Origin of the sequence: Aminivibrio pyruvatiphilus, assembly GCF_004366815.1 — a bacterium.
GTDB classification, from domain to species: Bacteria; Synergistota; Synergistia; order Synergistales; family Aminobacteriaceae; genus Aminivibrio; species Aminivibrio pyruvatiphilus.
In genome coordinates this window covers 268,801-294,381 of the sequence record NZ_SORI01000001.1, presented here as the reverse complement: position 1 = coordinate 294,381, position 25,581 = coordinate 268,801, and the positions used below count along the sequence as shown (strand labels likewise).

The 25,581-nt window shown below is 60.3% G+C and carries 22 protein-coding genes; all 22 read right to left on the bottom strand.

What is annotated here, in order from left to right; translation table 11 throughout:
- Positions 1-104: 104 nt before the first annotated feature.
- Positions 105-638 (bottom strand): glycosyltransferase family 9 protein, encoded by a 534-nt coding sequence (locus C8D99_RS15345; protein WP_208321027.1) that lies wholly within the window; start codon positions 636-638, stop codon positions 105-107.
- 479 nt (positions 639-1,117) lie between these two features.
- Entirely contained in the window at positions 1,118-2,347 is a 1,230-nt protein-coding gene (locus C8D99_RS01275; protein ID WP_166669944.1) for an O-antigen ligase family protein, read from the bottom strand.
- 114 nt (positions 2,348-2,461) lie between these two features.
- Positions 2,462-3,544, bottom strand: coding sequence for a glycosyltransferase family 4 protein (locus C8D99_RS01270; RefSeq protein WP_243833807.1), 1,083 nt, complete (start codon positions 3,542-3,544; stop codon positions 2,462-2,464).
- Between the two features lie 63 nt (positions 3,545-3,607).
- Complete coding sequence (locus C8D99_RS01265) at positions 3,608-4,627, bottom strand: glycosyltransferase family 4 protein (RefSeq protein WP_133955519.1); 1,020 nt, start codon at positions 4,625-4,627, stop codon at positions 3,608-3,610.
- 43 nt (positions 4,628-4,670) lie between these two features.
- Complete coding sequence (gene rfaE1 / locus C8D99_RS01260) at positions 4,671-6,101, bottom strand: D-glycero-beta-D-manno-heptose-7-phosphate kinase (RefSeq protein ID WP_133955517.1); 1,431 nt, start codon at positions 6,099-6,101, stop codon at positions 4,671-4,673.
- Positions 6,102-6,630: 529 nt separating this feature from the next.
- Positions 6,631-7,809 carry a mitochondrial fission ELM1 family protein gene (locus C8D99_RS01255; RefSeq protein WP_133955515.1) on the bottom strand — a complete coding sequence of 393 codons (1,179 nt, stop codon included), beginning with the start codon at positions 7,807-7,809 and terminating at the stop codon, positions 6,631-6,633.
- A 4-nt stretch (positions 7,810-7,813) separates the two neighbouring features.
- On the bottom strand, positions 7,814-8,551 hold the full coding sequence (kdsB, locus tag C8D99_RS01250) for a 3-deoxy-manno-octulosonate cytidylyltransferase (protein WP_133955513.1): 738 nt from the start codon (positions 8,549-8,551) through the stop codon (positions 7,814-7,816).
- Entirely contained in the window at positions 8,548-9,759 is a 1,212-nt protein-coding gene (locus tag C8D99_RS01245; protein WP_133955511.1) for a hypothetical protein, read from the bottom strand. Before C8D99_RS01245 ends, kdsB begins: the two co-directional genes overlap by 4 nt.
- Positions 9,756-10,937 (bottom strand): 3-deoxy-D-manno-octulosonic acid transferase, encoded by a 1,182-nt coding sequence (locus tag C8D99_RS15510; RefSeq protein WP_274542658.1) that lies wholly within the window; start codon positions 10,935-10,937, stop codon positions 9,756-9,758. Before C8D99_RS15510 ends, C8D99_RS01245 begins: the two co-directional genes overlap by 4 nt.
- Before the next feature lie 85 nt (positions 10,938-11,022).
- Positions 11,023-12,078: a KpsF/GutQ family sugar-phosphate isomerase gene (locus tag C8D99_RS01235; RefSeq protein WP_133955507.1), complete on the bottom strand. Its 1,056-nt coding sequence runs from the start codon at positions 12,076-12,078 to the stop codon at positions 11,023-11,025.
- A 1-nt stretch (position 12,079) separates the two neighbouring features.
- Positions 12,080-12,988: a 3-deoxy-8-phosphooctulonate synthase gene (gene kdsA, locus C8D99_RS01230; protein ID WP_133955505.1), complete on the bottom strand. Its 909-nt coding sequence runs from the start codon at positions 12,986-12,988 to the stop codon at positions 12,080-12,082.
- Between the two features lie 648 nt (positions 12,989-13,636).
- A complete protein-coding gene (gene lpxK / locus C8D99_RS01225; RefSeq protein ID WP_133955503.1) occupies positions 13,637-15,919 on the bottom strand; it encodes a tetraacyldisaccharide 4'-kinase in 2,283 nt (760 codons plus the stop codon).
- Positions 15,916-17,685, bottom strand: coding sequence for an ABC transporter ATP-binding protein (locus C8D99_RS01220; protein WP_133955773.1), 1,770 nt, complete (start codon positions 17,683-17,685; stop codon positions 15,916-15,918). The genes lpxK and C8D99_RS01220 overlap by 4 nt, the downstream gene beginning before the upstream one ends.
- 5 nt (positions 17,686-17,690) lie before the next feature.
- Positions 17,691-18,791 (bottom strand): glycosyltransferase family protein, encoded by a 1,101-nt coding sequence (locus tag C8D99_RS01215; protein ID WP_133955501.1) that lies wholly within the window; start codon positions 18,789-18,791, stop codon positions 17,691-17,693.
- Entirely contained in the window at positions 18,788-19,936 is a 1,149-nt protein-coding gene (locus C8D99_RS01210) for a lipid-A-disaccharide synthase (RefSeq protein ID WP_133955499.1), read from the bottom strand. The genes C8D99_RS01215 and C8D99_RS01210 overlap by 4 nt, the downstream gene beginning before the upstream one ends.
- A complete protein-coding gene (locus tag C8D99_RS01205) occupies positions 19,933-20,772 on the bottom strand; it encodes an LpxI family protein (RefSeq protein WP_133955497.1) in 840 nt (279 codons plus the stop codon). The genes C8D99_RS01210 and C8D99_RS01205 overlap by 4 nt, the downstream gene beginning before the upstream one ends.
- Before the next feature lie 21 nt (positions 20,773-20,793).
- Positions 20,794-21,903, bottom strand: a complete 1,110-nt coding sequence (locus C8D99_RS01200; protein ID WP_133955495.1) for an LptF/LptG family permease — start codon at positions 21,901-21,903, stop codon at positions 20,794-20,796.
- Position 21,904: 1 nt separating this feature from the next.
- On the bottom strand, positions 21,905-22,378 hold the full coding sequence (locus C8D99_RS01195; protein WP_133955493.1) for a KdsC family phosphatase: 474 nt from the start codon (positions 22,376-22,378) through the stop codon (positions 21,905-21,907).
- Entirely contained in the window at positions 22,353-23,186 is an 834-nt protein-coding gene (gene lpxA / locus C8D99_RS01190) for an acyl-ACP--UDP-N-acetylglucosamine O-acyltransferase (RefSeq protein WP_133955491.1), read from the bottom strand. The genes C8D99_RS01195 and lpxA overlap by 26 nt, the downstream gene beginning before the upstream one ends.
- On the bottom strand, positions 23,183-23,647 hold the full coding sequence (fabZ, locus tag C8D99_RS01185) for a 3-hydroxyacyl-ACP dehydratase FabZ (RefSeq protein WP_133955489.1): 465 nt from the start codon (positions 23,645-23,647) through the stop codon (positions 23,183-23,185). Before fabZ ends, lpxA begins: the two co-directional genes overlap by 4 nt.
- Entirely contained in the window at positions 23,640-24,509 is an 870-nt protein-coding gene (gene lpxC, locus C8D99_RS01180; protein WP_133955487.1) for a UDP-3-O-acyl-N-acetylglucosamine deacetylase, read from the bottom strand. The genes fabZ and lpxC overlap by 8 nt, the downstream gene beginning before the upstream one ends.
- The gene (gene lpxD / locus C8D99_RS01175) at positions 24,509-25,576 is read right to left on the bottom strand and encodes a UDP-3-O-(3-hydroxymyristoyl)glucosamine N-acyltransferase (RefSeq protein ID WP_133955485.1); all 1,068 of its coding nucleotides are present in this window, start codon (positions 25,574-25,576) and stop codon (positions 24,509-24,511) included. Before lpxD ends, lpxC begins: the two co-directional genes overlap by 1 nt.
- Positions 25,577-25,581: the final 5 nt, after the last annotated feature.

Sequence of the window (25,581 nt, the reverse complement as noted above, 5' to 3'; positions counted from 1 at the left end):
TCCAAGGTTATATTGTCAAAGTACGCCAATACACCGTTTCCTGATGCATTGTAGACGAGGACCGCATTTCTGCAAATAGGACCTAAGAACTATTTTACGTAAAATTACTGAGAAAATTTGCTTTTCCATGCCGTGGCGACTGCCTGAAATACATTTTCAGCTTCAACGGATTCAAGGCAGGCTTTCCTGCAATGGTTTTTACCGCACCCAAGATAACTGCAATCGGCGCTGAAAACCTGTTCCGGATCCATAAGGCCGACGCCGACTGGAAGAGGAGTCGGCCCCAGAAGAGCCATGGAGGGAACGCCCATGATCCGTGCCATGTTGAGAATCCCTGTATCGCCCGCAAGGACGAGAGATGCCATCCCCACAACGCCTCCGAGAACGGAAAGAGGAATCCGCCCCACAAGGTCGTACAGAAGATCGCTGGAGACAGATCCGCAGATTTCCTCCGCTTTCTCCAGTTCTTCGGCCCCGTCTCCGGCAAGAACCACAGGAATTCCATTGTCACAGGCATTTCTGCAAAACTCAACCCAATTCCGTGCAGGCCACTGTTTTACTTCCTTGCTCGCCCCTATGGCGGCAAGCAAAAAAGGAGGTTTAACTTCCCCAAGAATATCCGAGGCACTTTTTATCATTTTTTCGGTAGTTACAAAACCGCTCCCCGGACCCTCAGGGACGGGAATGTCATACGTTTCCCAGAAGGACGATGATTTCCCTCCGTTATAAAGAAACTCCCATTTTCCGGCCGTGCAAAAACGCTGGGGAACACCGGAAAAGAGAGCCATCAACGCTCCCCTGTCCGTGGCCTGGAGAGAAACAATCCTGGTGAAGCGCATTGTTCTTATTCTGCGGAGAAGCTGAAAAAAAGCCTTATTGTCCAGCCTTCTGTCCCAGGGCAAGATCCCGTCTATATAGGGCTGTCCCTCGAGAATCCGCTCATAAGGGCAGGCCGCAAGCCATATCAATTCAGACTTGGGGTATCTCTCTTTCAAGGCCCTTGCGAAAGGAGTCGCGATAAGGATGTCTCCCAGGGCACTGTAGCGGATGAAGAGGATTTTCTCCCCTTCTCCCTTCCCAAGGAGCGCAAGGTACGGTTGCGAGAACAGCATGGGAATCACTCCACATCCGATCTTCCGGCAAAACCCATGTAGTACCAGAAGATACAGGCGAATTTATATCGTATGGAAAAAACATCTCCTGCAAGGCTATAAAAGAGAATGGATAAAATTGACGCGGATACTGCAATCCAGAACCACTGATCCCCTGCTTTTTTTCTGGAAAATACATAAGCCCTATATGCGGAAAACAGAAATAGAGCAAGCACAGACAAAGTTGTCGGGATTCCGCCGTAAACGGACAGATTCAGGTACATATTGTGGGCATCATCAACATTCTGGGCTCTCAGGCGGGTTTTCTTCACATCCCACCAGGAACTGTTTATTTTGGCGAAAGGATCGTTAAAAGCCCCCCATCCCCAGCCGGAAAGGGGGTATTTTTCGATAAGATTAGCCGCTCCCTGCCATATGAACGACCGGTTTGTCGTGAATTTTGACGGATTCCCAAAAGAAAGAAGCTGTTCCAGTTCACGGTCCATGTATCTGGCAAAAGTCTGCTTCAGTTCCGGATTTAATCTTTCCAGGCCGCCCCATACACCGGCAAAGATAACAGCAAAGAGGGAAAAAAGAAAAAACATCTTGAAAAGATACTTCGCCCCCCCCATTATCGAAAGAAGGACAAGGCTGAACGCTCCCGCAATCCAGGCAGACGAGCTGGAACTTAAGCAGATAACGAACAGAATACCTGCCGAAACCAGCCACGATATTACGCTTCCTTTCTCGAAAGTCCTTGAAAGAAAGAGGGGGAGCAGAATAACCCCGTAAAATCCAAGCGTATTGATGTTGCTGAAGAGTCCGGCAAAATGATTCTCAAAGAAGAAAGCGTAAAGTGTCTGAATGATGGCAAGAACGACCGAAGCGGAAAGAACGACCCAGAATCTCTGCAGAGATTCTTTTGAAAAGACTCTTGCAGCAAGCCACAGGGAAAAAGCAAACTCCAAGGCTAAAGAATACCCCTTCAAAAAAGTAAATAAGTCCGGTTTTCTGAAAAAGCTGGACGGCAGCCCCCAAAGAAGAACAAACAACAACCCCGCCTTCAGGAAAGGATGAAGCACACCTGTCCGCCCATTTCCCCGGAGCTTCCCGGAAAGGAGGCCGATAATGGCCAGAAGCCACCCAAGATACCTGGGAACAGGACCCCAGACCGCAAACAACACCGACCATAGAAAACCGAATTCCACCAGGGTGACCGATTGCCAGAAATCCGGCTTGAAAATCCTGAAGTTCATAATAAAACCGACCTTCCGTAAACTTCTTCTGAACATGCATCGGAACCTATTATTGCTGGGAATTGCTGGCCAAGAAGGCCAGTCAGTATCCCGCGGCAAAACACAGGAGGAAAACTATTTCGGATAATTCAAAATCATATTTTCAAAAAGGCAAAGTAGCCGCTCAGCAACACGGGTGACATCGAATTCAGAAGCCTTGGACATTGCCCGTTCGCCGATGGAGAGAAGATCAGAAGAAAGAAGGGCTTCAGATAAAGCATCAGCAAGAGCATCCTTTTCGTTGCAGGGTACCAACCATCCGTTTCGGCCGTGTTCTATCATATCCTGAGGTCCGCCGCAGGAGGTGGCAATAGACGGTTTTCCAGCAGCCATCGCTTCCAGGAGAACCAAACCGAAGGGCTCCGGTTCTTTTGACGGAAGGACAAAAATATCCGACATTTGAAGAAACGGACGTATATCCCTGACAAAACCGGGAAATATAACGAGATTTTCGATACCCAAGCTTTTTACTAAATTTCTATAGTTGTCTTTTTCTTCCCCGTCCCCCGCAAGAAAAAGTCGGACCGGAAAATCCTTCCCAGAAGAAAGGAAACGCCTATGTACATTAGCAAAGGCGTTCAGGAGAACATCGAATCCTTTCCATTCCACGAAACGCCCAGCGGCAAGGACAATTCTTTCATCACTGCCGACGGACCATTGTTCCCGAAGACGATTTTTCGCTTCATGGGATTCCGGTGGCCGGTAGAAGTTCGTTTCGATTCCGTTCGGTATTGCAACCACATCAGGCATTCCGGCATTCTTCGCAAATGATGCCAACAATGACGACACTGCCAGCACAGTTTGAACGTGACGATAATACCTGGGTTTAGAGAACTTGTCGAGAGCACCTATTACGGGGATTCCTAGTCTTTTGCCCCAATACCCGCCGATAAGGGCAGCGGACGAAAGACGGGTGACGATAATGTCAGGCTGGACGTCACCAATTATCTTTCCAATTTTCTTACACAAACGGGGACACCACGGAAAGAGGGCTTTGGCAACAACACACTCCACTCCGATTTTTTCAACTTCATTCGATAATCTTCCCCCGGGAGAACAAAGCACGACATTGTTTATACTTTTGTCCTCAAGGGCCCTCAAGAGCTGAAGGAAGGGAACCGACCAGGAAAGAACGGATTCGTTAACGTAATGGAGCACCTTCAAACGGCTTACTCCTCTCTCCTTCGACTTGTCTTCTTGCGACACGGTTATTCCGCGATTTCACCTGCTGCAAGACACCTCGGCATACACTGCTTCAACTTCGTCAGTCATTTTTTTGATCGTAGGGATTTTCTCCGAAGAGAAGCGGGGGAAACTTTTATTTCCCTCCAGTACCCCCTGTAACGCCCTTCTCCAAAGATCTTTTTCCCCCGGCGGCAATAATCCTTCTTCAGTTTCAGCCATCTCGATGACAGGGGGGATGGATGAAGCAAGTACAGGCACACCCATCTGGACCGCCCTGGCCAGTGTCAGGGGCATCCCTTCCGTGTAGGAGGGAAAAAGCAGGCAAGAGCACTCCGAAAGCCAGCGGTCCGTATCATCCCGGAAACCATGGAGGAAAACCCGATCGTTCAGAGCAAGTTCTTTTATTTTCGCCGATAGTGTGCTGAAAAGCGGGCCGTTTCCCACTACGTCAAGCGTCCAGTCGCCTTGCAGCAGAGGAAGAATCTCCACTATATCCTGAATCCCCTTTACGGGAGAAAGGCGACCGATAAAGAGAAAGCGGAACATTCCATCCTTGGAACCCTTCCATGAAAGGTCCTTCTCCGGCATTCCGTTGAGAATAACTGTTGTATTATTACCGAAACATGGCTCCATGGTTCTTTTCACAGCAGAACTGACACAGATCACCCTTTCAGCTTTCCTGTAGGGACGATAAATCCATGCCGTCTTATTGCTGAATACGCCGTGAGCAGTGACTACAAAAGGAATTTTAGCCATCCTCGATGCCCAGTAAGCTACCCACGCCGGGACTCTCGAATGGGCATGAAGAAGCTGAACATTCTCCCTTGCCGCTAAGCGTGCTATCTTCCTCGCGCAGAAGAAAGCCGTCAGCGGATTTTTTACGTCCACCGGCAAGGCAAGGTGATTCACTCCCGATGCCAGCCGGGAAACCATTTTCCCTCCGGACGAAATAACGGTCACATCATGTCCCCGGAAGGAAAGTTCTTCCGTCAGCCAGAGAACATGGCGTTCGACTCCTCCTTCCTCGAGTTCTGGAAGGATATGGATGATTTTCACCCTTGATTCACTCCCGTCGGAGGATATTTTATCCAAGCCGCTTTCACCGTTTCTTAAAGGATAGGAGAATTTTGGACGTGCTTTTTCCTTCCATCAGGGGAACGATAACAACTCTGCCGCCCCCCTCTTCGACAATTTGCCTTCCTACGACGCTTTCCGGGGTGTAGTCTCCTCCTTTGACAAGAACGGAGGGTATAAGGGCACGAATTAATTTCTCTGGTGTATCTTCATCGAACACAACAACAAGATCCACGCAATCAAGGGCAGCCAGAATGGAGGCACGGTCAGCCTGGGGGAGAACCGGGCGGTCAGGTCCCTTGAGGCGGCGTATCGACGCGTCGGAGTTCAGCCCGACAACGAGCCTGTCACCTTCCTGTGCGGCCTGGCGAAGCACCTTTATATGACCAGGATGAAGAAGATCGAAACACCCGTTCGTAAAAACAACGGAAGCCCCGTTCTTTTTCCAGAGCGCTACCCTTCTTTCAGCTTCAGCCCAGGTACAAATCTTCGTGTCCTCATCTGCCGGACCGGACAAATCTTCAATAGACACAGGTGAAGTACCCGCCCGTGTTATGACGATTCCCGCCGCCCTGTTGGCGAGAGATACTCCATAGTCCCAGGAATATCCTGAAACCACTGATGCCGCGAGAACCGCAACAACCGTGTCGCCTGCTCCCGAGACGTCGTATACTTCCCTAACCCTGGGGGCGGGAGCAAAACAGGGATCCCCCTCCTCCGGGAAAAAGGCGATTCCTTTCGCGCCCCTGGTGACGAGCAAATTATTAATATCAAACCTGCTTTTTATTTCCAGGGCATTCCGCGAAAAATCTCCACGTTCGTCAGTTGATTCTCCGGAAACAGCAAAGAACTCCGCTTCGTTGGGGGTGACGCACGTCGCACCGCGATATCGTTCCCAGTCACGGCCCTTTGGATCGACAAAAACCGGCACCCCCCGTCGAAGAGCCCCGGATATCACAGTTTTGCACAGGTTTCCTTTCAGCACTCCTTTGCCGTAATCGGAGAGCAGAACACCATTAGCAGACTCGAGCAAACGGAGCATTGCCGCGGAAATCCTCTCTTCTGTACCCGGAGAAACGACTTCGGCTGTTTCTTCATCAAACCGGACTATCTGTTGGTTTCCTCCGATAATCCTCGTTTTTGTGGTTGTCGGCCGGTCATCTGTCTCGACAAGGTAGTTCCTGATTCCCTTTTCATCAAGCAGTTTCGTTATCCTCTTTCCCTCATAGTCATTACCTAAGGCACCCAGCAGATTCACTGAACATCCCAGGGCGGCAAGGTTGGCAGCCACGTTCCCCGCACCACCAAGCACTTCCCTTCTGCTCCGAACCGACAGGACCGGGACCGGAGCCTCCGGGGAGACCCTGAGAACATCCCCTGAAACATACCGGTCAAGCATCACATCCCCGAGGACAAGGATGTTGAGGTTTTTGAACCTTTCAGGATTCTGCATCATTTGTTCAGTTTCCTTTCCGAGGAAAGAATCATCCCGGACCCCCGGAATACGGGGCTCATCTCTTCACAAAATGCTTCCTCGCAAACAGCGGCCGCAAGGAGGAGAATCATGATTTCGTGATGACCCGAAAATAAGTATCCCTGTCCTCCAGAAATGACCGGACGGGTCACAACGTCGGTCAGGGGCCGGTAATGCTGGATCATGTCCATATTGGCCGTAATAATGTTTCTGAAGTTGTTTCCCAGGTTCCGGGCTATAGACAGGGCCTTGAGAAACACTTCAGGAAGCAGAACTGCACTGCCGAGGTTCGGGATTACTCCTCCGCCGTCCATTCTTGCAACAGATGCGGCAAAGATCCGGAAGTCCCTGGGGAAGCGTCGCCAATGGAAGCACCGTCGGCATAGGGGTGCTGATGGGCTATATCAGATACCAGAGGCATGAACAGTGACCATTGTGACAAGCCCAGTTCTTCGAAAGGTTCCACCCCGAAATTCCCTCCTTGCGAAATAATCGGGATATTTCAGGTGTCCTATTCTTTGCTCCATCTCTCTATGATCCACTCAGCAGCACGCTTCGCTTCGTTGAGGACAGGGCCATCCGGGTGAAGGGACACCGATGTCCCTATTGACGTATACAGTCTATCATAGTGGACTTCTTTCAGAAATCCCCTGGAGGCAAGGCTGGAGAAAAGGGCATCGAACCGTGGAATACCCCAGAGGCAGCTCCCAGGAAGAATATTCTTCTGTACCAGGAAATACGTTGCATCCTGAAAGGCCGTCCTGCCGCGGCTCTGCCGCTCCGTCCTGAGGAGGAAGACCTCCCTGCCGGCGGTGACGGCCTCGGAGACCATGGAGACGGAGTCCTCGGTGACGAAAATGCGGGAGCAGAGTCCGAGCATGCCCGGAACGGGATTGAAGGAATCCTTTGACGCAAGAAGGACCATCCTGACAGCAGGGTTGCCTTCCGTCAGCCTGAGCAGTTCGGCCTCGGCCCCGGGGGAGGTTCGCCTGGAGGTGGTGATGTAGAGGTCAGCGTCCGCCTGTGCCCCGGCCTCGAGTATCGGCCCCAGTGTCCGGCGCACCCATTCGGAGGATACGCGGTAATTCGCGTCGTCGCCCCCCACGAGGACTCCCCACCGGTTCTCACGCACGCCCGATTCCCTGGGAGGGTATTTCTGGGCGAGTTCCCATCCCTGCCGCTCGAGTTCGTCGGGGAAGATGGCGTTGGGCGCTCCGAGGGTAGCCAGGATATTCTCCCTTTTCTCCGGATGGTCGTGTTCGGGGACAACGGCAAAATCGAAGGGAGCCGTCCCCAACACCGACGGAGTCATGAGGGTGCAACACTTCTGCCCTGTCACCCTGGCGAGGGCGAGGGCGAAGGGCGCAGCGCCGCTCCCTGCCGAAAGAAAGAGGGCGGAGTTCTCACCGCAGTTCCTTGCGGCCAGTTCGTGCCCTGCCCTCTCCAGAAGGGAGGACGCGCCTGCCTCTTGAATCCACCGGGCAGCCCCGGAACCGTCAGCAAAAGGAAGAAACCGGGCCTTCCACTTGAAGAGGCGGGTCCGCTCCCATCCTGTGGGGCGCGGAACGTCCATCTCCACCACGTCAGCCCCGGTAAAGCGGGAGAGCCATCCTGCGACACCTCTTCCCTGGAAGAGGTGTCCCCGGATGCCGTCGCTCAGAAGAAAGACCAGGGCGGGACAGGCCGTCACGGTATCACTCCTTTTCCATCCCCCGGAAGATTGTCCGCACGTTCTCCAGGTCCTCGGGCGTGTCCACGCTCGGGCCGCACCGCCCCCGGGTGACGGCCACCTTCATGGAATAGCCGTGCTCCAGGATCCGGAGCTGTTCGAGAGATTCCGCCGCCGAAAGGGGCGTGGGGGGCAGGGAGGCGTAAGTGAACAAAAACTCCCGGCGGAAGCCGTAGATGCCGATATGCCTGTAGACTGGAACGCCCGTTTCCACCCTTGGATAGGGGATAACGGACCGGCTGAAGTACAGGGCGCTGCCGAACCTGTCCATGACCACCTTCACCACGTTAGGGTTCCGGATGGATTCCGGGTCGGCCAGAGGTTCGCAGAGGGTGGACGAGAGGGCGGAGCCGTCCTCCGAAAGAAGGGATGCCGTTTCGTCGATCATAACGGGGTCCAGGAAGGGTTCGTCTCCCTGGATGTTGATCACCACGTCGGCGTCTTCCTTTTCGGCCGCTTCCGCCGCACGGCAGGTGCCGTTGGGGTGGTCCGGGGACGTGAGAACGCAGTTTCCCCCGAAGCTCCTTACTTCATGGGCGATACGCTCGTCGTCCGTGGCGACCACGAGGCGGTGGAGTATCGGTGAAAGGGAAGCCCGTTCGTAAACCCTGCGGACGAGGGTCTTGCCGCAGATGTCCGCCAGGGGCTTGCCGGGCAGGCGCGTGGAGGCGTACCGGGCCGGGATGACGCCGAGCACCTTCATAACGATGCTCCGCAGTTCCTCGCCCGGGCCAGAATCTTCTCCCTGTCCACGGGCTTCACTTCCTTCACGATCCATTCCCTCATAGCCTTCCCTTCGGGGGTGTGCTGGGCGTAGCTCATAAAATCAAGGGGTATCCCGAGGGCGCCGGCGACCTTCCATGCCAGGACGGGCCACACCTGCCCGATGTCCCCGATGACGGGAATGCTCCCCTCGTGGCGGGCGAAGGCGGACATCTCCATCCGGAAGGGGATCTTCGATATCTTCGTCTTTGGCAGTCCCCGGTTGATGGCCTCCTGGATGAGGGAGCTGCCGGTCTCCAGGTCCCGAGCCTTCCTGAGGTTTTCGTCCAGGTCGATCCGGACCAGGGTCTTGTCCTTCAGTGAGTAGGTGGGGTACCCCTTCCACCAGGACCAGATCCCATGGCCCGTGTAGCACTCGAAGGGGCCGTCGTGGATCTCCTGGCTGAGGACCACCGCCGATTCGATGATCACGTCCGCACTTGCCAGCATGGCGGCGATTCGTTTCGACCGCTCGAAGACCGGGATGCTGTCGCCGATGGCCATGCCGATATGGCCGCTGCCCACGAGCTGGGGGATGCTCACCAGCACGGGGATGTTCTTTTCCGCACCCATGCCGATCATGGTCCGCCGGTCGGCGCCCCATCCGGCCACGGTCTCGAAGGGAAGGCCCAGAGTTCTGCAGAAGACGAGGATCTCCCCTGCCAGGTTCTCGTTCCGGAGGCCCACGGGATAGGCCATGTTGCCGGCGGCCTTGATCACAAGCCGTCCCTCGGCCTTCTCCCCCCGTGCAAGAAGGTCATCGTCCAGGACCATCTCGTTCCGCAGGGCTGCCAGCAGTTCTTCCGGCATTTGGGTGAATTCGAAGACGTCGCCTCTGGGCATGTACCGTTCATCGAAACCGAGGGCGGAGGCTTTGCACATCTTCACCAGGTCCAGGGCGCCCCCCATCTCGTGCCCCACCACGGCGGAGCTGGTGGTGACCCCGTCCACGATGCCCTTGTCCATGAGCTCCGCGATGAGGGTGGTCACCCCCTCGTGGATGTTGGGGCCGCTCCCAGTGGCCACGACGATTTTTCCTCCCCGCTTCTTGGCGGCGGTCATTTTCTCCGCCGCCTGGTCCAGGGCTTCCCTGGACCGTTCGTCGAGGCCTTCGTAGAATTCATTCAGAAGCTGTTCATTGATGGTCATTTCTTTGTCATCTCCCTGCGGATTTCGTCGAGAGTGGCCTTCGCCGCTCCCCCCACGGCCTGAAAGTAGGCTGCGGAGCCGAGGCGCGCCTTCTCCTGTTCATTCTGGTCCAGGCACCGCTCCCAGTGGGCGGCCATTTCAGCATCTGTTTGAACGAGGGTTGCCGCCCCCAGTTTTCCCAGCTCCCCGGCCGATTCCACGAAATCCCGCATGAAGGGGCCGTGGGAAAAGGGTATACCAAAGGCGGCGGGTTCCATGATGTTCTGCCCGCCCTTGTCCACCAGGCTTCCGCCGATGAAGGCGCCGTCGGACACGCCGTAGAGGTCGAAGAGCACCCCGATGCGGTCGATCACGAGGATGTCCCATGATGCCCCGCCGGGTCCTTCGGTTTGTGACAGAAGGGCGGCTTCCGCCGTCCGGGAGGCTGCTTCCAGCACGTCCCCGCTTCTCTCCGGATGGCGGGGAGCAATGACCAGGCGGGCTTGGGGGATCCGCTCCCGCACTTTCCGGAACGCGGCGAGGGCAATCGATTCCTCCCCCTGGTGGGTGCTTCCCGCCACGAAGACGGGGCCCTTCCCAGCCACAACTTTCCGGACCGGGGAAAGATCGGTCGCCCGCTTCCGGAGCAGCAGGGCGTCCACCTTGCAGTCGCCTGTGACCCGCAGCTTTTCCTCCGGCACCCCCAGGTCCGCCAGAAAATCCCGGTCGGCGGCGGAGCGCACCAGCAGCAGGGAGAAGAGATCGTAGGCCTGTCTCCAGAAAGCGGGACGCTTCCTGACGTTCCGGGCCGTCCTCTCGGAGAAGCGTCCGTTCGCAAGAAAAGCGGGGATGGACCGCTTCTTCAGCTCCATGAGCATGACGGGCCAGATTTCCGTCTCCATCACAATATACCCCTTCGGGCGGATCCGGTCGAGAGACCGCCGGACGATCCGGGGAACGTCCCAGGGGTAGTAGAGGTGTTCTCCGAAGAGTCCGTCAGCGAGACGAAAGGCCGTTTCCCGGCCCGTGGCGGTGGTGGTGGACAGGAGAACTATTTCCCCGGGGTTTTCCCTGGCGAGCAGATCCAGGAGGGGCCAGGCGGACTGCACCTCCCCCACCGAGACCGCATGGACCCAGAGAGGCCGTTCAGGGAGCCTTTCCGCCTTGTCCTTTGGATACAGAGCCCGCCGCTCCTCCAGTCCGACGGCGTATTTCTTCGCCAGCCAGGGATAAAGGAACGGGTAGGCCGCCGAGACGAGGGCCCGGTACAGCAGGGGGTTCAGGTCAGGCCACCCCCGCCTTGAGAAGTTCGTGGAGGTGGAGGATGCCCACGGGCCGTTTCCCTTCCACCACGATAATGGCGGAGATTTCCCGCTGCTCCATGATGCGGACCGCTTCCACGGCAAGCCTGTCAGGAGCGATCACCAGGGGAGTGGCAATCATGACCCCCGACACAGCCTCGGAGAGGCATTCCACGCCCTTCCGGGCGATGAGCCGCCGGAGGTCGCCGTCGGTGAAGATCCCGGCCAGGTCCCCCCGGTCGTCAACGATGATGGTGGCCCCGTACCCCTTGCTGGTCATCTCGAAGAGGGCGTCGCTCACCTTCACGGAAAGTCCCACGACGGGAAGCTTGTCCCCTGTGGCCATCACGTCCCGGATCCTGGTCAGCAGTTTCCGGCCGAGGGCTCCGCCGGGGTGGAAGAGGGCGAAATCCTCGGGGCGGAGCCCCCGGAGTTCCGTCACCATCCCCGCGAGAGCGTCCCCGAGAGCGAGCTGGAGGGTGGTGCTGCAGAGAGGGGCCAGGTTCAGGGCATCCTCGTCCTGTCCCGGGCCGTCGGCAGGGGTGATCTTCGCCAGGATGCCGGCCTCGGAGAGCACCGAGGAATCGAGGACCACGTCGGCGTTCTGGGCCAGGGGCGATTTCAGCCCTCCGGTTATGGCGATGATGGGCGCCCCGAGCCTGCGGAAGTGAGGAAGGATGGAGAGGACCTCCGCCGTGGTCCCGCTGTTGCTCAGGATGAGGGCCGCGTCGTCCCGGCAGACCATCCCCAGGTCGCCGTGGGAGCCTTCAGCGGCATGCAGGAAAAAGGAGGGCGTGCCGAGGGAGGCGAGGGTCGCGGCGATTTTCCTGCCGATGATCCCCGACTTTCCCATGCCCGCCACCACGAGGCGCCCCCTGCAGGAGTGGATAATCCGTGCGGCACGGACGAGTTCCATGTCCATCCTGTCCGCTGCCCGCTGGATCTCGGCCGCCTCGGACCGGAGAATCCCCTTTCCGGCCTCGAGAAGCTGTTCGTCGGAGAGGCATCGCCCCTCCCGTTCCCAGGGAAGGCAGAACATATCAGCGGTCCTCCTCCGCCCACTCGAGAGAGGGCATGCCGAGCCTGTCCCTCACCAGGGCATGGAGCTCGGCAAGCTGCTCCAGGAGGAACTTCATCTTCCCGAGGGGGACGAGGTTGGGGCCGTCGCTGAGGGCCTTTTCCGGGCAGGGGTGGGTTTCAAGAAAAAGGGCGTCCACCCCGGCGGCAAGAGCAGCCCTGGCCAGGGGAAGGATGAATCTCCGGTCGCCTCCGCTGGCGTTGCCGGCCGCTCCGGGCATCTGGACGCTGTGGGTTCCGTCGAAGACCACGGGGCACCCGAAGGAGCGCATGACCGGAAGGGACCGCATGTCCACCACCAGCTGGCCGTACCCCATGGTGGTCCCCCGCTCGCAGAGCATCACCGAAGGGGCTCCGCCCTCCCGGCACTTCTCCAGGACATTCTTCATGTCCCAGGGGGCAAGGAACTGGGCCTTCTTCACGTTGAGGGGTCTGCCGGTGCGGGCCGCGGCGAGGAGCAGGTCCGTCTGGCGGCAGAGAAAGGCCGGTATCTGGAGGATATCCACGGAGCGGGCGGCGGAATCGGCCTGCCATGATTCATGAATGTCGGTGAGCACGGGAACGCCCGCCTTCCGGCCGATACGGGCCAGGTGCACGAGCCCTTCTTCCATGCCCGGGCCCCGGAATCCTTTCAGGGACGTGCGGTTGGCCTTGTCGAAGGAGGCCTTGAAGATGTAGTTGATCCCCAGGGGCCTGCAGAGGTCCCGCACCGTCTCGGCGATCTCCAGTCCCAGTTCGGGGGTTTCCAGGGCACAGGGCCCGGCGATCAGGGCGAGGCTACCTTCCCCTATGGTGAAATTCCAGCGCCCATCGCCGGAGGGGTCTTCCACCCGGACAGGGGTGAAGGTAGGAATTTTCGCGTTATCGCTCATGAACAATCATCTCCTAGTGTTAGTACTCATCCTTTAATTGTCCGTAATTATGTCATTCTGAGGAGCAAAGCGACGATCGCGAAGCATCCCCGCAGGGGAAGAATCTGGTTTTTTGAAGCCCCAGGAACAGATCCTTCACTCCGTTCAGGATGACAAAAAAACAACCTCAAGAACGACAGAATCAAGCCTGAGATCCCTCGCGTTGCTCGGGATGACAAGCCTTTCTGTCATCCCGAGGAGCGGTTTCAGGCGACGATCGCGAAGCATCCCCGGAGGGGAAGAATCTGGTTTTTTGAAGCCCTAGGAACAGATCCTTCACTCCGTTCAGGATGACAAACCAGACAAGCCGTGCTGTCATTCTGAGCGGAGCGAAGAATCTGGTTTTGAGGAGTCACAAAATCAAGCTCGAGATCCTTCCCCTCCGGGGACGCGATCGGCGGTGAAACTGCCTCAGTATGACATACCAACCCCGAGATCCCTCGCGTTGCTCGGGATGACAAACCGTGCTGTCATTCTGAGCGGAGCGAAGAATCTGGTTTTGAGGAATCACAAAATCAGGCCCGAGATCCTTCGGCCAAGAGGCCGGCCTCAGGATGACAGAAACAAACACCTCAGAATGACAGAAACAAATGCTTCAGGACAACAAAATCATTCGCGGCCCCATTGCTCCGACAGCATTGAATACACTTCGCACCGCAGTCCCCATCCCATGGCAGACGCAGTGTGCTCCACCACCATGTCGAGGGCGCCGGGGCCGCCGAGGCGATCCCGGCCCTCCCTGGCCATCCGGAGGCGGAGTTCATTGTGGGTGAGTATTCTCTCCGCGCCGCAGGCAAGGTCCCGGGCCGTGGCCGGGACGAGAAGCTCCGATTCGCCGAGGAGCTTTTTCTGCACGAACTTCCCCTTCTCCTCTATGGACACCACGGGGACCCCCATGCCGGCGCAGACCTGGTTCGCCGTGCCGCCCAGGCCGATGAGCAGGTGGGCTCCCTCGGTAACGGCGGGAAGGGGACCGAAGAAGAAGGAGATGGAGGTCTTTCCTTTCCGTATTCCCATCCGTCCGTCCTCCTCGAAGGAGGTCCAGCCCCGGCAGGAGGCCAGCAGCTCCTCCATGTCGAGGGTGGGGGCGATCACCATGAGGTACGAGCAGGCCATCCGTTCACTCAGCAGTTCCACGGCGTCGAGAAGGAGGCGGACGTCCTCGTAGGCCCTCCGGCGGCTGCCGGGCAGGAGCAGGATCCGGAAACCGCCCTTTTTGCCCCATGAGACCTTCTCGATAGTATTATCACAGGTCAGGTCCATTATAGGATTGCCGTCGAACCGGGCGGCGGCGCCGGACCGGAGAAGTTCCTCCGCGGTGTCCCTGTCCCGGGTCCAGGCGATGCGGCTCCTGTGCTTGATAATAAACCGCTCGAGCCGCCAGTGCCCGCTGAGGTAGACCGTCTTGGCGGTGGCCACAAGGACAGGAAGCTGTCCCTGGCCCCACAGGGCGTGGAGCAGGAGGTAGACGTCCCCCACGCAGACGGGGGTGCGGATGGCCCCCCGGAGCCGCTTCCACGCCCCCATCTGCCGGGCGATGGAGCGGAGAAGACCCGACCGAAGGTCCCTCCAGAGGTCGGACAGGCGGTACTTGATGACCCCGCCGCTGGGGGAATCCTCGGGCACGGAGTCCACGGGAATGCCTTCTTTGAGGTAATGCTCCCCCTTGCCCACGATGGGGAAGGAGGAGACCGCCGCAGCGGGGAACCGCTCCCTGAGCTTCCGCGCAAGGAGTGCTCCCATGGAGTCTTCGCCGTAGCCGTTGGACGCCACCACGATCCTCGGCCGCAGAGCTTCCGCGAGGGCCTTCCTGAAGCGGGGTTCGTCGTCGAGCTCCGTGGAGATGAGGGGGACGAGGATGTCCCGGGAGGGTTTCCAGTCGGTGGGGAGATTGTAGATATCCTTCTCGGTGCAGGTCATGGCTTCCGCCCCGCTCCCGGCGAAGGCCTCCTCCAGCATTTCCATGTCCTCCCGGCCGTACCGGTGGTGGTCCTTGAACCTGTGTTCCCGGAGAATGGCGATTCCCTGCTGCTCCAGGGATCTCCGGAAGCTTTCAGGGCTTCCGATGGCGGAAAAGGCGAGGACGGTGCGGGGGGCGGCGCATCGCTCTCCGCTCCAGCACCCGTTCCACCGCCGCCAGGTGGGAACCGAGAGCCTGGAGTAGAATACCTTTTCCTCCGGCACCAACCGGCGGATTTCATCCGCCAGGGTCCGCAGCTTTTCCTCCGGAACCTGGTCCGACTTGGTGATCACCACCAGGGAGGCCCGGGACAGCTCGGCGGGGGGCTCCCTGAGGATACCCGCGGGGGCCACCCACCCGTTCCCGAAGGGGCAGCAGGCGTCCACCAGGGCGATATCCACATCCCTGGCCATCCGCCGGTGCTGGAAGGCGTCATCGGCGACGATGAGCTTCACATTCCTGTCCGAGAGGGCTTCGATGTCCCGGAGCCGGTCCTTGGAAACAGCCACGGGAACGCCCCGCAGCCGGGAGGCCAGCAGGAGCGGTTCGTCGCCCACGAGCCCCCGGAGGGCGGCGATGTCGTCCGCGCAGAAGCCGTCGCTTCCATGAAGGGTGTTCGAGGAGAGGACCACAGGGTCCTCGGTCGTTCCGCCGTACCCCCTGCTGACAATCCCCACGGGGATACCCGCCTCGAGGAGCATGCGGCAGAGCATTTCCACGAAGGGGGTCTTGTTCGTCCCGCCCAGGGTGATGTTCCCCACGCTGATCACGGGGAGGGAGGGCTCCACGGGAGGAACGAAGCCGTGGTCGTAGGCGAAGTTCCGGAGGGTTACCACTGCTCTTGCCACGAGCCCGAAGGGGTAGGTGATCCCCCAGGGGGAGAGGGGCGCTTCTCCCCGGGCGAAGGAAAGGTAGCTCTTGAGGAGGCTCATTGTCCCGTTCCCCGGTCGAACTGGAGGTGGTAGAGCCTGCCGTACATTCCTCCGCCTGTGAGAAGCTCCTCGTGCCGTCCCTGCTCGACAATGCGCCCGCCGTCGAGGACCACGATACGGTCGGCATTCCGTACGGTGGAAAGGCGGTGGGCGATGACGAGGGAGGTCCGTCCCTTCATGGCCCGGTTCATGGCCTCCTGGACCTGACGTTCCACTTCGAGGTCCAGGGAGGAGGTGGCCTCGTCGAGGATGAGGATCCTCGGGTCGCGGACCACCGCCCGGGCTATGGCGATGCGCTGCCTCTGCCCTCCGCTCAGGGTGACGCCCCGCTCTCCCACCTCGGTTTCGAACCCTTCGGGGAGGGATTCAATGAAAGAGAGGATCCCCGCGATGTCCGCGGCCTCCCGTATCTGTTCAGAAGAAAGTTCCGGCAGGCCGTAGGAGATGTTGAAGGCGATGGTCCCCTTCATCAGGAGGGATTCCTGGGGGACGATGCCGATCTGCTTCCGAAGTTCCCGGAGGTTGACCCGCCGGAGGTCCGCGCCGTCCACAAGGACGGTTCCGCTGTCTGGATCGTAGAACCGGGGGATGAGGTCGGCCAGGGTGGATTTGCCCGAGCCCGTCGGGCCCACCAGGGCCACCTTTTCCCCCGGGACGATTTCAAGGGAGATATCCCTGAGGACCGGCTGCCCCTCCGCGTAGGAGAAGGTGACGTTCCGGAAGGTGACACGCCCTTCCAGCACCCCCAGGGGGACGGGGTTCACCGGGGATTCGACCTCCCCGGGAATGTCCAGGAGGCTGAAGATGCGCTCCGCGGCGGCAAGGCCGAGCTGCATGGAGCTGACCACGGAGGTGAAGACCCGGATGGGCTGGACAAGGAAACCGAGGTACCCCAGGAAGGCGATGAGCTCTCCGGGTGTCTGGCCGCCTCCCACCACTTCCCTTCCGCCGAGCCAGAGAATGAGGGCCAGGGCGGCGATGAGGACCAGCTCGATGATGGCGGCGAGGGCCGCCTGCACCTGGACGCCGTGCATCACCGCCCTGAAGTTTTCCCGGTTGCTTCTGCGGAATCGGGAAAGTTCCAGGTCCTCCGTGGCGAAGGACCGGACGACCCGCACCGCCGAAAAGGCCTCCTGCACCACGGCGGAGAGTCCCGCGAGTTCGCTCTGGATGGCGTGCCCCACGATCCGGAGCTTCTTCGACGCCCGGTCGAGGATCAGCACCGTGAGGGGCAGGATGGCGAAGGTGATAAGGGTGAGCTTCCAGTTGATATAGAAGAGAAACCCCACCATGCCGAGGAAAGTGACCGACTGGACCACAAGGTTGACCACCACTGAGGTGACCAGGTTCTGGAGGATGGTCACATCGTTGGTGATCCGGGACATGATCTCCCCGAGGCGGTTTCCGTGGAGATACCGGAGGGACATTCTCTGGAGGTGGTCGTAGAGCCGCAGGCGGAGGTCCATGACCACGTTCTGTCCGACCCAGTTCATCAGGTACTGGTGGCCGTAGGAGGCGATGCCCTTTCCTGCGAAGAGGCCCACCAGGAGAAAGGGGAGGGCGTTGAGCATGGCCAGGTTCCGGGCGATGAGGACGTCGTCCACCACGTTTTTGAGAAGCCAGGGAGGGACCACGTTGCATGCCGAAGCGAGGAGCATGCACCCCACCGCCCAGAAAAAACGTTTCCGGTAGGGGCGTGCGCTGGCAAGGAGCCGAAGGTAGACGGATTTTTTTCCCGGGCTTTCGCCGCCCTGCTGCGTTGTCATCAGGCTCATACCCGGACAGTCATCCTTTCTGTTTCGTCGGCGATCCTCGCGGCGGCGCCGGAGGGTGCGGATGCGGCCGTTTCCCCGAGAGCGTCCCGGAGGGTGTCCCGCCTGGAACGGTCCCGAAGCCAGGGAATCACCGCCTCCGCCGCCGTTTCGGGGGAATAGTCCCCTATACATTCTTCCGCCATCATCCTTCCGGCGAGGCGGTTCGGCCAGGCCAGAAGCTCCATTTTTCTCCTCCGGCGCCTGAGCGCCGCCTCACGAAACCTCGGCCCGATTCCCGGAAGGGAGGCGATCAGCCCGGGAAGCCCCGGAAGGGGCACCTTCCGGAGAGAAGCGAATGGAACGAGCACGCAGAAGGGAATTCCCCTGTGCATGAGTTCCAGGGTATTGGTCCCCGGCTGGGTGACGGCAAACCCCGCTCCCCGGAAAGCTTCGGCTCCCCTGGCAGTGGAAAAGCCTGCGGATTGCCACACTGCCTCCTCGCCTTGCGTGGAAAAAGGGGAGAGGACGATGCGGAAACGCCATTCCGGAGCGTTCTTCTTCAGGAAAGGGAGCATTTCCTTGAGAAAGGGGAAGGAAAACTCCCGGATGGCGGCCCGGCTGCCGGGAAAAAACAGGACTGACCGGTCTTCACCTTCACCCGAAGGAAAGGGTCCGTCAAGGGCAAGTGAATCCCTGACCAGGTCTCCGGCAACCCGTACCCTTTCCCCCATGGCTTCCGCCATGGCAGGAAAGGCAGTGAAAACCCTGTCGCACCGGGACAGGCCGTTTTTTCTGCCGTAAGCATAGCACAAAAGAGGGGCCCGTCCAGCCCCGGCGGCTATCCGCCCCCAGACCAGGTCACCCCCGAGCTGAAGGACAGCCTCCGCCGTCCGGCCCAGGGACAGTGCGTCCCTCAGCGTTCCCGCGAGACCCGAAGGCCCCCGGAGTTCGTCAGGGACGAGGCTTTCCGCCACTCTTCGCTCCTCGCCGGAGGCGAACTGGCAGGGAAGGAGAAGGAGGGAGACCTTCCGGGAACGGCGCTTCAGTTCCGCCGCCACGGGCCGGACCCACCCCCAGAGCTCTCCCGGGCCGTTGGCAAGGAGAAGAATGGACTTCATGGGTCACCGCCTTTCCCCTGGAAGGCCGATTGTCCCGAAACCAGGGCTTCAAGGTGCTCAGCCCAGAAATCCACGGCCCCGGGGAATCCCATGCCACTTCTGGCCGACAGGAGGCCCGCCCGGACATGCTCCGCGATTCGCTCGTCCTCCAGGAAGCCCAGAAGGGCCGAGAAGGCGTTCCTGCCCGTGGCCCTGCCCTGGATGAACTCGGGGTACAGCTCCTCCCCCGCAAGGAGGTTGGGGATGGAAATGCGGGGCGTCTTCACCAGGGTCTTCCAGGCGAGCCATGAGAGAAAGCCTCCCCTGTAGAGAACGGCCATGAATCTGCCGAGCATCATGGCCTCCACGGCCACAGTGCCGCTCGCCCCCGCCGCCGCGGCACTCGACGCCAGGAGATCCCGCCCGGGGCCTTCCCAGGTTTCATGGCCTTTCAGTTCGTCCCGGAGGCGGTTCCTGAGATCTTCCGGCATTCCGGGAGCGATGGAGAACACCGGACGGTATCCCCTGTCCTTCAAAAGGGAAGCGCATTCCTTCAGAGGGGGCAGAAGGCGGACCACTTCGGACCGCCTGCTCCCCGGAAGGAGGGCGATCTGTTTCGGATCAGTCTCCTTCGGGAGGGGGGAGGAAAATTCGTCCACCAGGGGATGCCCTTTCCATGCCGAATTGACCCCGGCCTTGAGAAGATACTCGTGCTCGAACCGGAACAGGGGGAGGCAGAGGTCCGTGTCCCGGCGGAGGTTCTTCACCCTCCCCGAACGCCAGGCCCACACCGTGGGAGGCACGGCGTACACGATGGGGCCCCTCCATCCGCTCCTGCGGAGCGAGGCGGCGAGGGGAAGGTGGAAGTCCGGGCTGTCGATGAGGAGCACGGCACCGGGCCGCCGGGAGAGGATGAGGCCGACGAGGCTTTGTTTGAGCCGGAGAAGCCGGGGAATGGCCGGAAGGACGTCCGCCACGCCCATGAGGTGAAGGGCCCTGGAGTCGGAGACGATCTCCGCTCCCGCCCCTGCGGCCAGGGATCCCCCCATGCCGAAGAGGGGGCCTGAAAATCCCCTCCTTCGCAGGGCTTCCAGAACGGCGGCGGCATACCCGTCTCCGGAGACCTCGCCGCAACTGAAAAAAATCCCCCGCCCGGCCGGTGTCACGGAATGATGCCCTCCACGGCGATGGACAGGCTCTCAGCCCGGGAAGCGAATTCAGGGCGGTCCAGGATGATGGTCCGCCCGGCCTCCACGGCAAGGCAGGTCAGTCCTGCTGCCGCCATGGCCCGGAGGGTTCCCGTCCCCACGGTGGGGAGATCGAACCGCATGTCCTGGTCGGGGCGCATCATCTTCACCACCACGCCGGGCGCTCCCGAAAGAAGAGCGCCCGCCCGCCGGATCATTTCGTCGGTGCCTTCCATGGCTTCCACGGCGACCACCGCGCCCCGGGCCACCACCACGGACTGGCCGAAGGAGAGGGGAAGGGTGACGGACAGAATCCGCTTTCCGCAGTTCACGTCCTCCCGCTCCTTCCCTGACGGTTCCCGGCCCGCAATAAAACCTTCCGTGGCCAGGCTTTCACCTACGAATCCCGCATAGGGGAGAACCTGGAGGCCGAAGCTCTCAAAGGCACCCACGATGCGGCCCAGGAGGCTGTGATCATCGTTCCCGTCCGAAGAGAGCATGCCGAGCAGAGAAGAGTCAGCGGCGGCACCGTACATCATCGTCTTGGGGATGAGCCCCGCCATGCAGACGGACCGTATACCCCTGCTCCTGAGGTCGGCAAGGAGGGCCTGAAGGCTCAGCTTCCCGTCCCCTCCGGGAAGGGAGAGGAGAGAAAGCACCCGGTCCTCCGGAAGGAAGGGGAACCGGTCCTCCGCTCCGCCCGGAAAGGAATAGACGGTGACGTCCATCCCCGATCCGGCCATCTGCCGGGCGGTTTCCTCCGGAAGGGCTCCATTTCCGGCGATGAGAGCGGCGGGACCTGGCATGTTTTTCATGAGATCAATCCTTTCAGCGTGTCAGCCGTTTGCCCGGCGGGCGAAGTATCCCCCCACGAGGAGGAATGCCACGTTTGGTATCCAGGCGGCAATGGCAGGGAACAGGTATCCCGCTTCGCCGAGAGCGCGGCTGAAGGACATGGTGACGTAATAGGCGAACACGATGAGGACGCTGAGGCCGAAGCCGATCCCCGGGCCCGCCCTGCTCGACCGGACTCCCAGGCTGGCGCCGAGGACGGCAAGAACCACGCTTGCCCATGGAAGGGCGAGCCGGAGATGGAACATCACCTTGAGGGGGGCAAGGTTCCGGCCCTCCTTCGAGAGGAGTGCAATCTGGACGAGAAGTTCCGTGGAACTCATCTCGGAGGGCTTGCGGGAGGCTTTTTCCACCTGGGCGGGGGTCAGGTTCAGCTGGAGCTTCTGGCGCTGGAACCGGAGAAGGGGGTTGACCCGCCCTTCCCGGGTGACCTCGAAGACCTGCCCGTCCTGAAGCCACCATTCACCGTCCCCCCAGATCCCGTTGTCGGCCAAAGAAATGCGGCTGAGGCGCCCACCCTCGAACTCCTGGATGATCACGTCCTTCATGGTGCCCTCCCGGGCCTTGAGCTGGTCCAGGTAGATCACCCGCTGGAGGACCCCCCTGCTCTCCTCCCGGAGGAAGACTTTTTCCTTGAGCAGGGACGGTTTCTCCCGCATGACCTCGAACTTCATGAGGTTCTCCGCCGCCCTGTTGGAGAATGGGACCAGGGTTTCGTTGCCCGCAAGGGCCCCGATGCCCACCAGTATGGAGGCGAGGAAGACGGGACGGAGAATGCGGTGGAATGGGATGCCCGCCGCCTTGAGCGCCACGAGTTCGCTGTTCGTGGACAGGCGGCTGAAGGTGAGCAGGGACGACAGCAGGCTCGCCATGGGAAGGGTCATGGCCACCACCTCGGGGAGGCGATAGACGAAGAGCCGCGTCACCACCGAAAGGGAGACCCCCTGCTCGATCATGAGGTTCGCCGCCTGGAAGAGCAGGTCCCCCGCCACGAACACCATGGTGAAGGCCGTGACGCCGAAAAGAAAGGAGCCGGAAAGCTCCTTCAGAATGTACCTGTCGAGAAGACCGAAGGTCCTGCCCTTTCCCGCCACGTCACAGCCCTCCGTTTCCGGCGAGGATGAGTTCGGCTGCCTCGCGGACGGCCCCTCTTCCCGCCGGGGAACAAGTCACGTAATCGGCGGCCGCCCGGGCCTCCGGCACGCCGTCGGCCGGAACCAGGGCCAGGCCCGCCGCCCGGAGGCATTCCACGTCGTTCACGTCATCACCCATGTAGGCCGTTTCGGCGAAGGTTATCCCCAGCTCCTCCACGAGGGCGGCAAGTACCGGCATCTTGTCGGCCACGCCGTTGCAGAGGCGGGTGATGCCGAGATCCCGGGCCCGCTGCTCCGTGGCCGCCGAATGCCGCCCGCTGATCAGGGCGATCTCTACTCCGGCCTTTCTGAGGCGGACAATCCCCATGCCGTCCCGGATATCGAACCGCTTGAACTCGGCCCCCTGCCCGTTCATGTAGACGCCCCCGTCGGTGAGAGTGCCGTCCACGTCAAGCGCCAGGAGCCTGATCGTCATGCCCGTCCTCTCCTCCCCTGTGGTGCCGGTGCCACAGGGAGACCCCCCGTTTCGACCCGGTGCAGAATTCGACTATTTCCCGGGCGGCACCGCTCATTCCTTCCTCCGAAGCAGCCAGCTGCTCCAGGGATTTACGGAAAGGAAGCCCGCCGTGGAACAGGCGATCGTAGAAGGATTTCACCGCCGCCCGTGCCGGACCGTCGTACCCCGCCCGGCGCATTCCCACCTTGTTGAGGCTGAAAATGCCCGCCGGATGTCCGTCCGCCATGAGGAAGGGGGGGATGTCCTTCACGATCTTGGACAGGCCGCCGATCATGCACAGCTTCCCCACCCGGACGAACTGGTGGACTCCGGCCATGCCGCCCAGGACCGCCCCGTCGCCCACGGAGGAGAACCCCGCCATGCCCACTTTGTTGGCCATGGTGACGTTCTTCCCGATGACCACGTTGTGTCCCAGATGGACGCCCTCCATGATGAAGCAGCCGTCGCCCACCTCGGTAGCGGTGCCTTCGCCGGTGGACCTGTGGATGGTGACGTTTTCCCGGATAATGACGTCGCTGCCGATTCTGACCCAGGATTCCTCCCCCTTGAAGCCGTGATCCTGGGGTTCGCCTCCTATTACGGCGTTCTGGGCGATGCGGCAGTTGCCGCCGATCTCCACGAAGTCGAGGAGGGTGACGAAAGAGGAGAGTACCGTACCGTTCCCGATTTTTACATGGTTCTGGACGATGCAGTAGGGGCCGACGGTCACGTCCTCCCCGAGTTCGGCCCCCGGAGAAACGAGAGCCGTGGGATGGATAAAGCTCATGCTTTTTCCGCCTCTTCCTTCCCCGCAGGGGCTGCCAGGGTTTCGGCGGCCACGAAGCTGAACTCCGCCTCGGCGGCCACAGCCCCGTCGATGCGGCCCACTGTGCGGACCTTGCCCATCTTTCCCCGGAGCCTTACCATCTCGGCGGTGGTGACGAGCTGGTCGCCCGGCTTCACCGGCTTCCTGAACTTCGCCTTCTCCACCCCGGTGAGGAAGGTGATGAGATTTTCACTTCCGGGCCGGGCGGACATCATCATGGCCGCCACCTGTCCCATGGCCTCGAGGACGAGGACACCGGGCATGACCGGTTCCGAGGGGAAATGCCCCTGGAAGAAGGGCTCGTTGATGGTGACATTCTTGATGCCCACGGCATGCTGTTCGTCGATTTCAAGCACCCTGTCCACGAGAAGGAAGGGGTACCTGTGGGGAAGGAACTTCATGATTTTCTGGATGTCAAACATGGTTCGTCTCCTTTTTTCGGGAATGTCTGGAACGGGACAGAAACATCAGCCTCTCCGCGAGGCGGCAGTGCAGGTCGTGACCGGCCCTCAGGGCGACCACCCGGGCCCGGAGAGGCCGGCCGAGAAGATAGAGGTCGCCCAGGAGGTCAAGAATCTTGTGGCGGACGAACTCGTCGGGAAACCGAAGCCCTCCGGCGGCGGAAACGGATGTTTCTCCCACCACCACGGCGTTTTCAAGGCTTCCTCCTTTCGCAAGCCCCCGGTCGAGAAGGGCCTGTACTTCCGACGCCAGGGCGAAGGTGCGGGAAGGAGCGAGAAGGGACCGGAAGCTTTCCTGGGAAAGGCGGAAGTCGAACGCCTGGGTTCCTATGGGAGTCCCCTCGTAGGAGATAACGTAAGAAAGGGACAGCTCATAGGAAGGAAAGGCGAAAAGAACGGCATTCCGCGCCGGATCCTCCACTGCCAGGGGCACTGAAGGGGCGAATGGCTTCGGCTGTTCCTCCCCTTCCGCTATCGGGCTTGAGCCTGCCAGAAGGGCCTCCGTGAAGGCGGCGGAGCAGCCGTCCAGGGCTGGAATTTCGGGCCCTTCCGCGGAAATGCGGACGGACCAGATGCCGAGGCCGTAGAGGGCGGCGAAAAGATGCTCCGGGGTCTTCACGGACTGCCCGGCAGGAAGGAAGACTTCCGTCCCCCGCCCGGTTCCTGAGAAAGAGCAGGTTTCGAGGGGAAAAGAACCCCGCCCCCGGTCCACCGTCACCCCTTCTCCGGGAACTCCCGGCGTCAGGGTCACACGGCAGTCTTCCCCCGTGTGGAGCCCCTTACCGGAAAAAACAATGTCCCGGGTCAGCCGCCGGTATTCCATTACTTTCCGTCCCCGTTCTTCTTTTTTTCGGGGCGGCTTTCATCCGGAGAGAACACAGCCTGTTCGAGCTTCCGGACCCGAAGAAGCAGTTCCGGGAGGCGCTGCTGGGCCGCCTGAACCCGGAAGTTCTCCCGGTGGTCCCGGGCGGGGAATCCGGACACCACGGCCCCGGGAGGCACATCCTTGATGGCCCCGGCGTTGGCGGCCACGGTGGCTCCCCTGCCGATCCGGGCATGGTCCTTCACACCGCTCCTTGCCGCCATGATAACGTTGTCCTCGAGAACGGCGCTTCCGGCGATACCCGTCATGGCTACCACGATACAGTTCTTTCCGATAACCGCGTTATGGGCGATATGGGCGTGGTCGTCCACCTTGGTGAAACTGCCCACCACAGTGTCGTCCAGGGTCCCCCTGTCCACGGTGGTGCAAGCTCCTATTTCCACCTCGTCGCCGAGAACCACGCCGCCGAGCTGGGGGATTTTAACGGGCCCGTTCCCTTCCGCGGCGGGGAGAATTCCGAAACCGTCGCACCCGAGGACCGCACCGCCGTGGATGAGGCAGTCCTTTCCGGTACGGACTTTTTCGAGGAGAACCGCGCCGGGTTCGACCACCGTCCCTGCGCCAAGGACGCATCCCTCTCCCACGAAGACATTGGCCCGGAGCCGGACACCTTCCCCGATCACGGCGCCGTCTTCCACTACGCAGAGAGGGCCAATCCAGGCATCGGGAGACACAACGGCGCCGGGAGAAATCACCGCTGACGGATGAACTCCTCTGCCCTTTCGAACGGGCTGAAAAAGGGAAAGAAGGACCGGAAAGGCTGCCCGGGGGTCCTTCACCGAAATACCGGTCAGTCCGGACCGTGAGACAAAGGCATCGGGGGAAGCAAGGATGTGAACCCCGCCCTGTATTTTTTCCAGATCCCGGACCTCCCACACCGCACAGATATCGCCTGCGAGAGCCCCTGCAGGCGATGCCGCCCGGTTCAATTCCGCCGCAGGGTCGCCGATGACCGTTCCTCCGAGTAACCGGGCAATATCTCCCAAGGATTTCTTTTCACTTTTCATACGAT